At 70.0% G+C, this 16,111-nt stretch carries 12 protein-coding genes; 7 read left to right on the top strand and 5 right to left on the bottom strand.

Annotated features, from left to right (window positions below):
- The first annotated feature begins 45 nt into the window (after nt 1-45).
- On the top strand, nt 46-1,296 hold the full coding sequence (locus tag ACYVGD_RS08420) for a hypothetical protein (RefSeq protein WP_460742792.1): 1,251 nt from the start codon (nt 46-48) through the stop codon (nt 1,294-1,296).
- 6 nt (nt 1,297-1,302) lie between these two features.
- Here the strand turns inward: ACYVGD_RS08420 and ACYVGD_RS08415 are convergent, their stop codons facing one another.
- The gene (locus ACYVGD_RS08415; RefSeq protein ID WP_460742791.1) at nt 1,303-1,926 is read right to left on the bottom strand and encodes an IMPACT family protein; all 624 of its coding nucleotides are present in this window, start codon (nt 1,924-1,926) and stop codon (nt 1,303-1,305) included.
- Nucleotides 1,927-1,995: 69 nt separating this feature from the next.
- Entirely contained in the window at nt 1,996-3,597 is a 1,602-nt protein-coding gene (locus tag ACYVGD_RS08410) for a hypothetical protein (RefSeq protein WP_460742790.1), read from the bottom strand.
- Between the two features lie 111 nt (nt 3,598-3,708).
- On the opposite strand from ACYVGD_RS08410, the gene ACYVGD_RS08405 reads away from it, so the two are divergent.
- Nucleotides 3,709-5,052, top strand: a complete 1,344-nt coding sequence (locus tag ACYVGD_RS08405; RefSeq protein ID WP_460742789.1) for an MFS transporter — start codon at nt 3,709-3,711, stop codon at nt 5,050-5,052.
- 75 nt (nt 5,053-5,127) lie between these two features.
- Here ACYVGD_RS08405 and fumC read toward each other — a convergent pair whose 3' ends face one another.
- Entirely contained in the window at nt 5,128-6,522 is a 1,395-nt protein-coding gene (fumC, locus tag ACYVGD_RS08400; protein ID WP_460742787.1) for a class II fumarate hydratase, read from the bottom strand.
- Between the two features lie 40 nt (nt 6,523-6,562).
- On the opposite strand from fumC, the gene yaaA reads away from it, so the two are divergent.
- From yaaA to ACYVGD_RS08385, 3 genes are all read left to right on the top strand, one after another.
- On the top strand, nt 6,563-7,345 hold the full coding sequence (yaaA, locus tag ACYVGD_RS08395) for a peroxide stress protein YaaA (protein WP_460742785.1): 783 nt from the start codon (nt 6,563-6,565) through the stop codon (nt 7,343-7,345).
- A gap of 145 nt (nt 7,346-7,490) precedes the next feature.
- Entirely contained in the window at nt 7,491-7,955 is a 465-nt protein-coding gene (locus ACYVGD_RS08390; protein ID WP_460742784.1) for an SRPBCC family protein, read from the top strand.
- A 40-nt stretch (nt 7,956-7,995) separates the two neighbouring features.
- A complete protein-coding gene (locus ACYVGD_RS08385) occupies nt 7,996-9,324 on the top strand; it encodes an SMI1/KNR4 family protein (protein WP_460742783.1) in 1,329 nt (442 codons plus the stop codon).
- 12 nt (nt 9,325-9,336) lie between these two features.
- Here the strand turns inward: ACYVGD_RS08385 and ACYVGD_RS08380 are convergent, their stop codons facing one another.
- Nucleotides 9,337-10,341, bottom strand: a complete 1,005-nt coding sequence (locus ACYVGD_RS08380) for an LLM class F420-dependent oxidoreductase (RefSeq protein ID WP_460742782.1) — start codon at nt 10,339-10,341, stop codon at nt 9,337-9,339.
- 45 nt (nt 10,342-10,386) lie between these two features.
- Nucleotides 10,387-11,568 (bottom strand): GNAT family N-acetyltransferase, encoded by a 1,182-nt coding sequence (locus ACYVGD_RS08375; protein ID WP_460742781.1) that lies wholly within the window; start codon nt 11,566-11,568, stop codon nt 10,387-10,389.
- An 84-nt stretch (nt 11,569-11,652) separates the two neighbouring features.
- On the opposite strand from ACYVGD_RS08375, the gene pepN reads away from it, so the two are divergent.
- Together pepN and ACYVGD_RS08365 are read left to right on the top strand one after the other, a co-directional pair.
- Nucleotides 11,653-14,175, top strand: a complete 2,523-nt coding sequence (pepN, locus tag ACYVGD_RS08370; RefSeq protein ID WP_460742780.1) for an aminopeptidase N — start codon at nt 11,653-11,655, stop codon at nt 14,173-14,175.
- A gap of 248 nt (nt 14,176-14,423) precedes the next feature.
- A complete protein-coding gene (locus ACYVGD_RS08365) occupies nt 14,424-16,046 on the top strand; it encodes a peptide ABC transporter substrate-binding protein (RefSeq protein WP_460742779.1) in 1,623 nt (540 codons plus the stop codon).
- Nucleotides 16,047-16,111 lie beyond the last annotated feature (65 nt).

Below are 16,111 nucleotides of genomic sequence, written 5' to 3'. Positions count from 1 at the left end.
GTCATCCTCCCTAACTTTGTTGACGCCCCCTCACCAGGAGACGTCATGAAGATCACGCGCAAGTTCCTCGCCGCCCTCGCGGCAGGTGTCGTCGTCGGGTCGCCCGTCGCCGCCGCACCGTTCCTGGCGTCGGCGCAGGCCGCGTCGACCGCCTACTCGAACCTGACGGGCGAGCAGAAGGCCAACGGCAAGGCCATCGTCGAGGCGTCGAAGAAGCTCGGCATGAACGAGCGCGCCATGGCCATCGCCATCGCGACCGCCCTTCAGGAGTCGTCGCTGCGCAACCTCGACTGGGGCGACCGCGACTCGGTCGGCCTCTACCAGCAGCGCCCGTCCATGGGGTGGGGCACCATCGCCGAGATCCGTGACGTCCACAAGGCCACCGCAGCCTTCTACGGCGTCGCCAAGCACACGAACAACCCCGGCTTGACCGACGTCAAGGGCTGGGAGTCCATGCCGCTCAGCGTCGCCGCCCAGAAGGTCCAGCGCTCGGCCTACCCCGACGCGTACGCCAAGTGGGAGTCGCTTGCCAAGGAGATCGTGGCGATCAACACCACCAAGCCGACGACCAAGCCCACGAAGAAGCCGACCGTCGTGTCCACGCCGAAGGCGACCACCATCAAGGTGACGGGCACCCCGCGCGGAACGGTGAAGCCCTCGTCCACCTCGAAGCCAACGGTGTCCGGCACGCCGCGCGGAACCGCGACGCCCTCGACCGCCGGGAAGCCATCGACGACACACAAGCCGTCGCTGCCTGGCACGCCGCGCGCAACGGCGAAGCCGTCATCGCCCGCGAAGCCCACGGCGCCGGCGACGACGATGCCGCCGAAGCCCGGCACGACCCTCACGCCGCGCAAGCCGAGCACGCCGAAGCAGACCCTGCAGCCCGGAACCGGCCGCCCGACGACCGCGCCGGCCAGCCCGCGCGCGACCACGTCGCCGGAGGTCCCGCCGACCGACCAGCCCGTGACGGATCAGCCGGTCACCGACCAGCCCGTGAATGACGTTCGGGTGGACGAGCCGGTGGGCGACGAGCCCGTGGGCGACACCCCGGTCTCCGACCAGCCTGCCGGTGAGCCGCAGGCCGCCGATGTCCCGGCGGACATGCCGGCCGATGCGCCGGCCGACATGCCGGTCGACGAGGCACCGGCCGATTCCGGAACCCCGACCAGCAGCGACGTGCAGGACGACAAGGGTCTGGCCGACACCGGCGCCCCGATGTCGCCCGGCGTCATCGGCGCCTCCGTCGCGGCCATCGCCGCGGGCGCCCTCCTGCTGCGTCGTCGTCGCAGCTGAACGACATCACCCCGCTGGCCGGTCCACCCACGCAGATCCTGCGGGGGTGGGCCGTCCGCCGTTGGTGAGGGCGGCCAGCCGCGCGTACGCGTCCTCCAGCCCCTCCGGGTTGTCGGGGACCGCGAGTTGCAGGCTCACCGTGGCGGCGTAGGCGATGTCGTGGACGACGAACCCGTCATCTCGGATGGAGGCCTCAACACGTGCGGCGTCGCGGTGGTCGAGGTCGAGCTCGAGGATGCGCAGCCGTTCGCGTGAGACGAGGGGAGCGGTGTCCAGCGCGGCGGAGACCGCGTCCGAGTAAGCGCGGACCAGCCCGCCCGCGCCGAGCTTGATGCCACCGAACCACCGCACGACCACGGCGCAGACGTCGGTCAGGTCGGCGACGTCGCCGCGGGTGCGGCGCAGTGTGAGCGCCTCGAGCATCGGGATCCCGGCCGTGCCGGCGGGCTCGCCGTCATCGGACGACCGCTGGACGTCGCGGTCCGGCCCCAGGACGAACGCCGAGCAGTGATGGCGGGCGTCGTGGTGGGTGCGGCGGAGCCGGGCGACGAAGTCGCGTGCGGCGGCCTCGTCGTCGACGCGCAGCAGGCAGCCGAGGAAGCGTGAGCGCTTGATCTCGAGCTCGGCCACGACGGGCTCACCACGATGCCGGGCATCGAGGGTGGTGCACCTGGTCGCGCGGGACTCCTCGGTCAACCGCTACCGGCCCTCGCCGTCGCAGACCTGGCGCGTCGCGACCGGTCCACCGAACTCGCGACCGCCGAAGATGTTGGCCTTCACGTAGTCGTAGTAGGGCTTCTTCTTGGGGTCCGCGTACGGGTTATCGGCCGCGCAGCGCGCCACGTAGTAGCCGATCGCGTCGGCGAACGCCTCGGTCTCGGTCGAGCCGTACGCGGTGGGTCTGCCATTGGCCTGCCACACGCCGTGGAAGCGCTGCCAGTAGGCGGGTTCGCCGTCCCGGTCGGCGTTCAGCGCATGGGCCATCTCGTGGATGATGAGCCGGACGAGGCGTCCGCGGTCGCCCTCGGCGTACCCCTGCCGGAACTTGGCGAAGTCGAGCGTGAGGACGTGGGTGCGGGTCAGCCCGTAGTCGCCCCAGGCCCACGACCGCGTTGAGCCGGAGTCGACCTCGAGGCGCCCGCCGTGGCCGGACTGGACGCGCTTGAGATAGTCGGTGCAGTCGACGGCGTCCATGGTCTCGGAGAAGATCTTCACCACCGGGCGGTAGGAATCGTCGCGCCACTGGGGGCCCGTGAGCTCCAGGTTCCACTGCTTCTCCATGCGGTCGACGTGGGTCGACAGCGATCCGCTGGTGGGGAACGGCAGGTCGACCGAGCACGGACGGGGGATGCCCGTCACAGCGCCCGGCTCCTTGACCGGCGGCAGGACGGCCTCCGGCTGGACCATCGGCGCGGGCGGGGCCTCGACCGTCGGGCGGGGCGTCGGTGTCGGGGACGCGGTGGGCGTGACGGCCGGGACCGGCAGGCTCAGCGGCGGTGCGATCGCCGCCGCCTCGCCAGGGGGGCTGCTCATCATGCCCGCAGCGGCCGGGATCGCGGCGACCACCATGGTCGCCACGGCTGCGGTCACCAGACTGAGGCGGGGGCGCCAGCGCGCACGCGGGGGCTCCAGAGCCGGCACGCGGTTCGGGTCGTCGGCCCACACGTCATCCCAAATCGCGGCAGTGACGGGCGACCAGATGTACGCCGCCACGTGCTGCTCGGCCGGTTCGAGCTCGTGGGCCTCCGCGTGGTCTGGGTCAACCTCGGTCTCGGCGTAAACCGGCTCGTCGTACGCGTTCTCGTCGTAGGTGTTCTCGGCGTACGCCCGCTCGGCGTGGGTCGGCTCATCCGTGGCCTCGTCGGGATCGAGGAAGCCCAGGCCCCGGGCGGGGTGGGGGGCGTCGTCCTCGTCATCCTCGTGGTCCTCGACCGATGGGACGAGCGGGAGGGTCTCGGTGGGTGTCTCGGACTGGTGGAGATCCTCGCGGTCGGCGTACCCCTCGTCGACGTCCCCCTCGTCGTCGAGGAAACCGAGCCCGCGGGCGGGCACGAGGTCTTCCCAGTCGTCGTCGGCGCCCGTGCCGAGGTCATCGGTCGCCACGTGATGGGGACGGGGGGGATCCCAGGATTCGGTCGGCCAGGAGTCGCGGACCAGGGCGTCGTCGAGGAAGCCCAGCCCCCGCGCGGGAGCCGGCTCGAGCTCGTCCCGCACGTCCGCGGCATGGCGTGGCGCGTCCGGCGCGGGCGAGGAGATCTGGTCATCCCATGGCGCGGCGGCGCGTCGTGGGGTGTCAGACATGCAAGACCTTCGTCCGGAGATGAGAACGTTCCAATCGTAAGGGTTCGGGCCTGAGAGGAAAACATGTGGAAGTGACGCTAAAGTGGTCTGGCTGCCACAGAAAGGACGCCGATGTCAACGACCCCCGGGTCCACGGGACCCCAGACGCTCACCCGTTCTGAGCGCCTCGACCGCCTGCCGTTCTCCGGCGCCCACCGCAACCTGCTCGTGGGCTCGGGCATCGGGTGGGCGCTCGACGCCATGGACGTGGGCCTCATCTCGTTCGTGATGGCCGCGCTGGCCAAGGAGTGGGTGCTCGACAAGGGCACGCTCGGGCTCATCGGCTCCATCGGCTTCGTGGGCATGGCCATCGGCGCCTCCCTGGGCGGGCTCCTCGCCGACAAGTTCGGCCGCCGCCAGGTCTTCGCGCTGACGCTGCTGGTCTACGGCCTGGCGACCGGCGCGTCGGCGCTCGCCGGCTCGGTCGCCGTGCTGATGGTCCTGCGCTTCCTCGTGGGCCTCGGCCTGGGCGCGGAGCTGCCGGTCGCCTCGACCCTGGTCTCGGAGTTCGCGCCTCGTCACATCCGGGGCCGCGTCGTGGTCATGCTCGAAGCCTTCTGGGCTGTCGGCTGGATCCTCGCCGCCCTGCTGGGCTACTTCCTCATCCCCACCGTCGACGAGGGCTGGCGATGGGCGCTGGCCGTGGGCATCGTGCCGACCGTGTACGCCGCCGTCATCCGCTTCGGGCTGCCCGAGTCGGTCCGCTTCCTCGAGGCGAATGGCCGCGAGGTCGAGGCCGAGGCGGCGGTCCGCAAGTTCGAGGAGTCGGCGGGCGTCGAACCGGTGCCGTCGCCCGACTCGGCGATCAGCACGGGCGAGAAGCCACCGTCGATCTGGAGCCGCGAGCTCCGGGGCCGCACCGCCGCCCTGTGGGTCGTGTGGTTCTGCATCAACCTCAGCTACTACGGCGCGTTCATCTGGCTGCCGACGCTGCTGGTCAACCAGGGCTTCTCGCTGGTCAAGTCCTTCGAGTACACGCTGATCATCACCCTCGCCCAGCTGCCGGGGTACGCGGCTTCGGCGTACCTCATCGAGAAGTGGGGCCGCCGCCCGACGCTGGCGACCTTCATGATCGGGTCCGCGGTCGCGGCGGGACTGATGGGCCTGGCCAACTCGCCTGCGACTATCGTCGCGGCCGGATGCGCGCTGTCGTTCTTCAACCTCGGCGCGTGGGGCGCGCTGTACGCGGTGGGCCCCGAGCTCTACCCGACTGCGGCCCGCGGCAAGGGCACCGGCGCCGCGGCCGCGTTCGGTCGCATCGCCTCGATCATCGCCCCGTCACTGGTGCCGTTCCTGCTGGGCATGGGCGGGGGCGGCAACTGGCTGGTGTTCACCGTCTTCGCCGCGGCGTTCGCGCTCGGTGCCGTGGCGGCCTTCACCCTGCCGGAGAAGAAGGCCCTCGCGCTGGAGGAGTGACCGGGGCATCGACGCGACTCACCCTCGTACTCGGATCGGACCCGCGTACGAGGGTGAGTGACGTCTGGGCGGGTGTCAGCTCGGGTGCGTCATGTCCATCGGCACGACCCACGCGTCGAAGTCGGCCTCGCTGACGTCACCGGATGCGATGGCGGCCTCGCGCAGCGTGGTGCCCTCCTTGTGGGCCTTCTTCGCGATCGCCGCCGCCTTGTCATAGCCGATGTGGCGGTTCAGCGCGGTGACGACCATGAGGTTCGCGTCCAGGTTCTTCGCGATCCGGTCGCGGTTGGGCTCGATCCCCGACGCGCAGTGCTCGTCGAACGACACGAAGCCGTCGGCCAGCAGCCGGATCGACTCCAGGACGCCGTGGGCCATGACAGGCTTGTAGACGTTGAGCTGGAAGTTGCCCTGGGAGCCGGCGAACGCCACGGTCGCGTCGTTGCCGAACACGCGCGCGGCGACCATGGTCAGCGCCTCGCACTGGGTCGGGTTCACCTTGCCCGGCATGATCGACGAGCCGGGCTCGTTCTCGGGGATCAGCAGTTCGCCGATGCCGTTGCGCGGGCCCGAGGCGAGCCAGCGTACGTCATTGGCGATCTTCATGGCTGCGCCGCCGAGCGTACGCAGCGCCGCGCTGACGCCCACGAGCGCGTCGTGGGCCGACAGGGAGGCGAACAGGTTGTCGGCCTGCTGGAACTCCAGGCCGGTGATCTGCGAGATCTTCGCCGCGGCGAGCGCGCCGAACTCCGGGTGGGCGTTCAGCCCGGTGCCGACGGCGGTCCCGCCGATGGCCAGACCGCGGGCGCGGCGGTCGGCCTCGCGTACGCCCTCGAGCGCGAACTCGAGCTGGGCGACCCAGCTGCCGATCTCCTGGCCGAGCGTGATCGGGGTGGCATCCTGCAGGTGCGTACGCCCGACCTTGACGACGTCGGCGTACTCCTCAGCCTTGGCGGCGAGCGTGTCCCGCAGGCGCTGCACGGCGGGGTAGAGGCGCTCGTTCAGCTCGCAGACGACGGCGATGTGCATGGCCGTGGGGAACGTGTCGTTGGACGACTGGCCGCGGTTGACGTGGTCGTTGGGGTGGACGGGGTCCTTCGAGCCGCGCTCGCCACCCGCCATCTCGATGGCGCGGTTCGAGATGACCTCGTTGGAGTTCATGTTGGATTGCGTGCCCGAGCCGGTCTGGAAGACCACGAGCGGGAAGTGGTCGTCCAACTGGCCGTCGATGACCTCTGTGGCGGCACGCTCGATGAGGTCGGCAACCTCGGCCGGCAGCTCGCCCAGCTCGCCGTTGGCCTGTGCGGCGGCCTTCTTGAGGACGCCCAGGGCGCGGACCATCGGTCGCCCCCAGACGAAGGTGTCGCGGCCGATGTCGAAGTTGCCGAGGCTGCGCTGGGTCTGTGCGCCCCAGTAGCGGTCGGCCGCCACGTCGATCGTGCCCATGCTGTCGCGTTCGGTACGGGTCTCCATGTCTCCACCGTACGCGAGCCCATTCGGTAGCCTTCCGGCCATGCTCGCCCTGCTCTCGCCCGCCAAGTCGCTGGACCTCGAATCCCCGCTGTCCACGAAGAAGCACACCCAGCCACGCATGCTGGAGGAGTCGGAGCAGCTGGTCGATGAGATGCGTACGCGCACCGCCGACGAGATCGCCGCGCTCATGCACGTCTCCGACGAGATCGCCGAGCTGAACGTCAAGCGCTTCCGCGAGTTCTCCACGCCGTTCACCGCGCGCAACGCCCGCCCGTCGCTGTTCATGTTCGACGGCGACGTCTACCGCGGCATGGCGGCGCGCGACCGCTTCGACGCCCGCGACCTCACCGAGGCCCAGAAGACCGTACGCATCCTGTCCGGCCTGTACGGGCTGCTCCGCCCCCTCGACCTCATGCAGGCCTACCGCCTGGAGATGGGCACGTCGCTGGTCACCGACCGCGGGCGGTCGCTCTACGCCTGGTGGGGCGACCGGATCACTGACCTCGTGCGCGCTGACCTCGACGAGTCGCCGGGCTCGCGCGTGCTGGTGAATCTGGCCTCCGACGAATATGCCAAGGCCGTCGATCTCGACGCGCTCGACTGCCCGGTCGTCGCGCCGCGCTTCGAGGACCAGGGCCCGAAGGGCGACTGGAAGGTCATCTCGTTCGCCGCGAAGAAGGCGCGCGGCGAGATGGCCGCCTGGCTGGTGCAGCACCGCGTTCGTAGCGCTGCGAAGGTCAAGGATTTCGACGCCGCCGGCTACCGGTACGAGGAGGCACACTCCACGCCAGAGGTGCCGGTCTTCCGCCGCACTCGGGGCTGATCCGCGTACTCAGCGCTGGTGCCCCGGCCCACGGGCTGGGTGCCGGTCGGCGAGGGCCGGTTGGGGATAGGCCACGGACGGCCGTCGCGCGGCGTACGCGGGGGGCCCTGCAGGCAAGGCCGCGTACACCGCCTAGTGTCGACGTATGACTGACCAGACGAATGTGACCGTAACCCGTACCATCAACGCGTCGGCCGCCGACATCTTCGATGCGCTCACCAACCCCGAGCGCCACGCCGAGTTCGACGGCTCCGGCTTCGTGCAGTCGGCCGACCGCCACGCCCAGCGCATCACCGGCACCGGCCAGATGTTCCGGATGAACATGCGCGGCGACCACATGGGCGGCGACTACCAGACCGACAACCGCGTGACGACGTTCCACGAGAACAAGCAGGTGGGCTGGCAGACCGCGCCGGCGAACACCGAGCCCAAGGGCTGGTCGTGGACGTGGGTACTCGAGCCCCGGGACGCGGGCGCCACCGACGTCACGCTCCAGTACGACTGGGCCCAGGTCACCGACCCCGACCTGCTGAAGAAGGTGAAGTTCCCGCTCGTGTCGAAGGACCAGCTGGAGGACTCGCTCGCTGCGCTGGCCTCCGCCGTGGAGTGACCTCTGGCCCGCTGGCCCCGCCGTAGTCGATCATGGATGCATGAGCGAGGTCTCCGAGGCGCTGAAGCCCCTGTCCGACTACTACTGCGCGATGGCCCGCGACGTCGGCGCCTCGCTGCGCGTGGACGCGTCCTACCACGGGAGGTCGGCCTCGGGGCCGATGGTCTACGGCTGCAGCGATCCGGACTTCGAGGCCCGGGACCACCGCGACGAGGAGAAGCCGGACACCCACCAGATCATCACGATCGTGCCCGAGAGCACAGTGGTGGAGTGGGTCGTCGACAGCGACGGGACCGGCGAGCTGCACTGGTTCACCAACCCGTCGGTCGACGTCGTCTCCGGGCGGATCGGCACCCACAAGGTGGGGTCGCGCTCGAGGGCGGTCCCGATGCCGGTCCCGCTGTCGGACCGCGTCGCCGACAACGACCTCGCCGAGATCGAGCGGTTGCTGCGCGAGCGCGGCCACACCAAGGGCTTCACCGAGAAGCAGATCGCCGCAGCCGAGAAGAAGCGCGGGGTCGGGTTCCCGCCGGAGCTGCGACTGCTGTTCTCGCTGGTGAAGGAGGGCGAGATCCTCGGCTCGCCGTCGGGACGCGGCGCGTACGCCGAGGTGCGTGACGGACTGCTCGGCGGCACCGGGAAGCTCGGCAACGTCGTCGACCCGAAGAAGCGCTGGGGCCGCAAGGACGCGCTGCCGACCATGCCCGCGCCGACCGCTAAGGACGTCGTCCAGCCGGCGTACGCGTCCCCGCTCTGGATCGTGTTCGCCGACGACGGCGGCGGCAACGCGTACGCCCTCGACCTCGTGCCCGGACCGAAGGGCGCCCTCGGTCAGGTCGTGCAGTTCGACCACGAGCTCGACACCCCGCCCCTGCTGGTCGCCGAGTCCCTCACGGAGTTCCTGCGCGGCAGGCTCAAGCGCTCCAAGCCGTGGGGGCCCGCCGCCGATGCCGGGTCGCGCCTGGTCCACTCCGACTCCGACCGCGTGCCGAAGGAGCGGCGACTCACGCCCGGGGCCGCGCTGACCGCCACCGAGGTGGTGGTCAACCCGACGCCGGAGCCGTTCGACCACGGCATGCTGCGCGGGTCGCGGGCGCTCGTGACGCTGGAGTTCGACAAGTACGGCCGCAACCACCCGGAGTACGACCTCTCGGCGCTGCCGACCCTGACCGCGCTGCAGGACCTGTCGGCACCCGAGGCCGTGTGGGCGCAGATCATCGAGCAGGACGCGTTCCCGCCGCGGCTGGCGGCGGCGACGATCACCGAGTCCCGCGACCTGAGCCTCGAGCGTGCGCTCGAGATCACCAACGCCGTGCTGGAGCACTACGGGAAGCCGACGTTCACCCTGCAGAAGGAACCGATCGGCTGACGGGCGGCCCCGTCAGCCGCGCAGCGCGGGGACGACCTCGCGCTCGAACAGCTCGATGCCCGAGCGGTCGTACGCGGCCTCGGGGAAGTAGGTGATCGCGTATGTCATCCCGAGCTTCTTCAGCCCCTGCAGGTTCTCGACGATCTGCTCGGGCGTGCCGACGCCCGGCATGCCGTCGAACGCGCGGAGCTGGCCGGCGAGCTGCTCGTCGGTGAGATGGGGCTTCACGCGATCGATGTAGGCGGCCCGGCGCTCGGCGACCTCGTTCTCGTCGCGGCCGATGAACACGTTGTAGTTGGCCGACCGGGTGATCGCGTCGAAGTCGCTGCCGACATCGGCGCAGTGGGCCTTCAACAGCTCGGACTTGTGGGCGAAGTCGTCGGCCGTGCCCGAGAAGTTCGTGTACTGCGCGTATTTCGCGGCGATCTTCAGCGTGACCTTCTCGCCGCCGCCGGCGATCCACAGCGGGATGTGCGGCTTGCCGGCGTGCTGCTGCAGCGGCTGGGGGAAGTTGAGCGCACCGTCGACCTGGTAGTGCTTGCCGTCGAGCGTGGCCTTGCCCTCGTTCCAGGCCTGGCGGAAGATCTGGACGCCCTCGTCGAGCATGCCCAGGCGTACGCCGGCGCGTGGGAACCCGTAGCCGTAGGCCCGCCACTCGTGTTCGTACCAGCCGCCGCCGATGCCCATCTCGAGGCGGCCGCCCGACACGTGGTCGACGGTCGTGGCGAACTTCGCGAGGTACATGGGGTTGCGGTAGGCCATGCATGTGCACATCTGGCCCAGGCGTACGCGCGACGTGGCCGCGGCGAAAGCCGACATGAGCGCCCACGCCTCGTGGGTGGCCTCCTGCGAGTGGACCGGCGTGGTGTGGAAGTGGTCGTAGACCCACACCGACTCCCAGGCGTCGCCGGTGTCGGCGTGCTCGACGAGCCCGCGCATGACCTCCCAGTGCTGTGCGTGGTCGATGCCGACGAGGTCGAAGCGCCAGCCCTGCGGGATGAAGAGTCCGAATCGCATGTCCCGAACTCTAGGGCCGGCGTCCGACAGGACCGCCGCCGGGGCTCAGAAGTAGTCGCGGATGTGCACCTGTCGGCCACCGGTCAGCGCGTCGAGGTCGCGGTCGCGTGCGGGGTCGCCACCGTGCAGCATCCCCGCCATTCGGAGGTTCGCGGCGGACTGGGCTCCGGCGTACCAGAGGGCGAGACCGCGCGCGCTGAACACCGGCGCGGCGTCGTCGGCCGAGGTGCGGCGGCACTCGCCGCCGCCCCCCGAGACCTCCAGCTCCCAGGTGCCGTCGGCGTGGCCGAGGAAGTCGCCCTCGACGCCGAACCGCAGTCCGCCCGACAGCATGGGCGCGTACGTGATGGCCGAGAGCGCGCGGCCGGGGTCGAGCACCTTCAGCATGTACGCCGAGGAGTCGATGACCTTCCAGTGCTTGGTCCCGATGGCATACCGGGCCAGGTCGGCGCCCGAGGTGTCGATGCGGACCTCGCCGGCGACGGCCGAGAACGAGCCGAGCACCGCGAGCAGTGCCGCCCAGGCCTCACCCTCGAGGGCGATGAGGTCGGAGGTGGTCACGCGTGAGTCGTCGCCATAGCCGGAGCCGCGCGTCCACGAGCAGTAACCGATGCACCGGTCGCCGCGCCACGCCAGCGTCACTCCCGAGTACAAGTCCATGAACTTCTCCGCGCTCGCCGTGAACAGCGGCCCGGTGCGCGACAGCGGGCCGTTCTGCTCCCGCGCCCAGGCGGTGTAGACCGCGCGGATCGTCTCGAAATCCTCGACGCCAGCCCGGGTCACGCGTACGCCCTCGGGAGCGTGTACGCCAGCCACCGCGTGCATCGGCAGCGAGACCGTGTCGTTGGCGCCGATGACCTCGCACCCGAAGCGGCGGTAGATCTTCGGGACGGTGGGGAAGAACGTCGAGATCGCGGTGCCGCGGTCGAGCCCGTGGGTCAGGCCCGCCCGCATCAGGGGCTCCAGCAGCCCAGCCCTGCGGTGCTCAGCGGCGACGGTGATGCTGCCCAGCCCCGACGTCGGCACCAGGCCTCCGCCGAACCACGTCTGATAGTCCCGCTCGGCGAACCGGGCCACGAGCCGGTCGCCGTCGAAGGTGCCGAGCCAGTGCTGCCCGCGCGTGGCGAGGAAGGCCTTGTCGTCGCGGCGGCGGGGTGTGCCGAACGCCTCGTGGCGAAGGGTGCGGGACGCCTCGGCGTCCTCGGGGACCAGCGGGCGGGTGTCCATGGGCCCATCCAACAGGCGCCGCACCCACGGGCGCAAAGCGTGGCCGCTCTGGTCCCCGGCGTGGCCCCCCGCTAGCGTGAGGGCATGGCCAGCCTCACCCACGCAGATGCACGCGCTCGAGCCGATCTCGTCGAGGTGACCTCGGTCCACGTCGACCTCGACCTCGACCCGACCCAGCCGGTGTTCGGCTCGACGACGACCATCCGGTTCACCGCGCGTACGCCGGGGGAGTCCACGTGGGTCGACCTCGCGCCCGTCTCGCTGGTCGCCGCGACGCTGAACGACGTCGAGCTCGACCCCGCCACGTTCGACACAGACGGGCGTCGCCTCCCCCTGCCCGGCCTGGCCGCCGAGAACGTGCTGGTCGTGAGCGGCCTCATGGGCTGGTCGAACGACGGCGAGGGCCTGCACCTCCACCAGGACCCCGCCGACGACGCCTACTACGCGTACGCGATGTCGTTCCTCGACGCCGGTCCCCGCTGGTTCGCGTCGTTCGACCAGCCCGACCTCAAGGCGCCGTACACGATGTCGGTGCGTGTGCCGCTCGACTGGAAGGTGCTCGGCAACGGCGAGTTCACCTGCACCGAGCCGGGGCGCTGGGAGATGGCGCCCACGCCGCCGCTGTCGACCTACTTCGCCACCCTCGTCGCGGGGCCGTACGCGTCGGTGACCGCCGTCCACGACGGCATCCCGCTGGGGATCCACGCCCGCCAGTCGCTGCGTGCCGAGCTGGAGCGCGACGCCGACGACATCCTCGAGGTCACGCGCCGCTGCTTCGACGCCTACCACGACATGTTCGACGTGCGGTACGCGTTCGGGTCCTACCACCAGGTGTTCGTGCCCGACTTCAACGCCGGGGCGATGGAGAACCCGGGGTGCGTGACGTTCCGCGACCAGTTCCTGTTCCGAGGCGCCTCCACCCGCTCGGAGCGGGCGACCCGCGCCTCGACCATCGCCCACGAGATGGCCCACCAGTGGTTCGGCGACCTCGTGACCATGCGCTGGTGGGACGATTTGTGGCTCAACGAGTCGTTCGCCGAGCTCATGGGCCAGTGGGTTGCCAGCGACCGGACCGACTACGACCTGTGGGTCGACTTCGGCATCAATCGCAAGGATTGGGGCGCCGTCGCCGACCAGGGGCCGTCGACCCACCCGGTGGCCGGCAACGGCTCGGAGGACGCCGAGAGCGCCCTGGCCCAGTTCGACGGCATCTCGTACGCGAAGGGCGCGGGCATCCTCAGGCAGCTGGTGGCCTACATCGGTCAAGACAGCTTCATCCTCGGGCTGCGCGACTACTTCGAGCGCCACGCGTTCGGCAACGCCGAGTTCGCCGACCTCGTCGCCGCGTGGGAGCGGGCCAGCGGCCGTGACCTCGGGGAGTGGACGGACGCGTGGCTGGGTTCCGTCGGCATGGACATCCTCCGCGTGGTGCGTGACGGCGACCGCAACGTCGTGGTGCGTGAGTCGCCCGACGACCAGCGTCGCGGCGACCAGGCCGATGTCGAGGAGCGTGCGACGGGTTCGCGCCGCACCCATGTCATCACCGTGGCCGCCTACGACATCAACGGCCGCGAGACCGCGACCCAAGAGGTCGAGGTCGCCGACGAGCCGGTGGAGGTCGACCTGTCCGGGGTCCTCCTCGTGCCCGATGCCGGTGACGACACCTGGGCCCGGATCCGTCCCGACCACGTCCCGTTCGACTGGCCCTCGATCGACGTCGTGACCGACCCGCTCGCCCGCGTGGTGCTGTGGAACTCCGTCCGCGACCAGGTCCGCTCCACCGAGGTCGACCCCGACCTGGTGCTCACCATGCTCGAGACCCACCTCGACGACGAGCCTGACGACGTGATCCTGCGGGCGATGCTGAGCTGGGCCCGCGCCGAGCTCATCGGCCCCTACACGCCGCCGATGGTGCGCCCGCAGCGCACCGAGCGGCTGGCGCTGCTGGCCGGACGCGTCCTCGATGACGCCGAGCCCGGCTCCGACCGGCAGCTGACGGCGTGGCGGACCCTGATCGGGACCAGCCACGACGAGGATCAGCTCCGTGGCTGGCTGACCGGTGACGGCGTGCCGAGCGGTCGCGAGCTCGACTCCGAGATGGCCTGGTCGGTGGTCGAGCGCCTGGCCGCACTGACGGGCGACCGCGAGCTCGTCGAGCGACAGTTCGCGGGTGACCGCTCGGCCTCGGGGCGCAACCACCGCGCCCGGGCGCTGGCCGCGATCCCCGAGCCCGAGGCCAAGGAGACCGCCTTCGACCTCCTGATGGGCCCGAGCGAGGCTTCTGCGTACGAGCTGTACGCGACCGCCGACGGACTGTTCCTGCCCGAGCAGGTGGAGCTGACCGAGCGCTTCGTCGAGCCGTTTTTCGCCAAGGTCAACAGCACGGCGTCGTTCCGGCGCGGCTGGGCGCTGGCCCGTCTCGTGCTGCAGGCGTTCCCGCTGTCGGTGACGTCGCAGCGCACGCTCGACCTTGTGGGGGAGACCCTGGCCAAGCCCGACCTCGACCCGAGCGTGCGCCGGTCGCTGACCGATGCCGCCGAGGTGCTGCGTCGGGCCGTCGAGTCGCAGCGCCGGTACGCGGGTGAGGCGTGGCACGACGGGGCCTGACCACCTCCTTACCGGCGGGTACTCAACTTGTGATCGTGGTCACAAAGTTAACGGTTCGCCGTGGCGGCACATGGAGGTCACAAAACAGTTGCGCTTTGGTGAGCCGCTTGTAACCCAGTTCTTGCATGGCATAGAACTGGCTCTACTGAGCGCGGTGGTGCCGATCAGGGCCTGCCACGCCGTGTCCGCATGACGGACAAATCGTACGGGTGGGGCGACAGCCCGGCCCCAGCTCTAGGAGGACTTGCATGCGAGGAAATTCTCGCCTGATGGCCGCCGCCGCGATGACCAGCATCGCCGCCCTGGCCCTCAGCGCCTGCGGTGGCGGCGGCACGACCGGTGGCGACACCGGCGGCAACAAGACCGGTGGCCAGATCTCGATGCGCGGCTGCACCCCGCAGAACCCGCTCATCCCCGCCAACACGAACGAGACCTGTGGCGGCAACGTCATGGACGCCATCTCTGCCAAGCTCGTTCACTACAACCCCGAGACCGCGGCACCCGAGAACGACATCGCCGAGTCGATCAAGACCGATGACAACCAGAACTTCACCGTCACGATCCGCAAGGGCGTGAAGTTCCACGACGGCACCGAGGTCAAGGCGAAGAACTTCGTCGACGCCTGGAACTTCTCGGCCGCGTGCAAGCAGGGCTACGTCTCCGGCTACTTCATGGAGCCGATCGAGGGCTACAAGGACGTCTACGGCGACGGCGAGAAGTGCGACGGCCTCAAGTCCGAGATGTCCGGCCTGAAGGCGACCGACGACTACACCTTCACCATCAAGACCACCGAGCCGGTCTCGAACCTCCCGGTCCGCCTCGGCTACACCGCCTTCTCGGCCCTGCCCGACTCCTTCTTCAAGGATCCCGAGGCCTACGGCAAGAACCCGGTCGGTGCCGGTCCGTTCAAGGTGACCCAGAACAACGAGCAGGCGATCGTCCTCGAGAAGTTCGCCGACTACTCGGGCAAGTTCGGCGCCAAGGTCGACAAGGTCAACTACAAGATCTACAACGACGCCAACGCCGCCTACAACGACGTGGTCGCCAACCAGCTCGACTTCACCGACGTCATCCCGGCCGACCAGCTCGTGGGTGACGCGTGGAAGGCCCAGCTCAACGGTCGCTCCACCACCGCTCAGTCGGGCGTCATCCAGGCCATGGCCTTCTCGCCGGTCGACGAGCAGCTCAAGGACGTCCGCAAGCGTCAGGCGTTGTCGATGTCGATCAACCGCGACCTGATCACCAAGCAGATCTTCAACGGCTCGCGTACGCCGGCCACCGGCTGGGTCTCGCCCGTCGTCGACGGCGCCAAGCCCAACCAGTGCGGCGACAACTGCAAGTACGACGAGGCCAAGGCCAAGGAGCTGTGGACCGCCGCCGGCGGCTACAACGGCCCGCTGACCCTCGCGGTCAACGGTGACGGCGGCCACAAGCAGTGGGCCGACGCCGTGTGCAACAACTGGCGCAACGTGCTGGGTGTCGACTGCCGCGTGATCACCACGCCCGACTTCAAGACCCTGCGCAACCAGATCAAGAAGCGCGAGATCAAGGGCCTGTTCCGCAACGGCTGGCAGATGGACTACCCGCACATCGAGAACTTCCTGACGCCGATCTACAAGACGGGCGCCTCGTCGAACGACTTCAACTACTCGTCGCCCGAGTTCGACGCCAAGCTCGTCGAGGCCGACAAGGCCACCGACTCCGCCACTGCGAACAAGCTCTACCAGGAGGCCGAGGCGATCCTCGCCAAGGACCTGCCCACCACCCCGACGTGGTACTCGGCGACCCCGGCCGGCTGGTCGAACAAGGTGACCAACGTCAAGGTCACGCCGTTCGGCACGCTCGACCTGTCCTCGATCACCACCAAGTGATCCCAGGCTGACCCGAAGCGGCCCGCCGGCACACCCAGCCGGCGGGCCGCCTCATGTCCCTATTG

This window comes from Mariniluteicoccus endophyticus (genome assembly GCF_054780035.1).
Note: the sequence above shows the minus strand (reverse complement) of the source record. Positions and strands in the feature narration are given on the sequence as shown.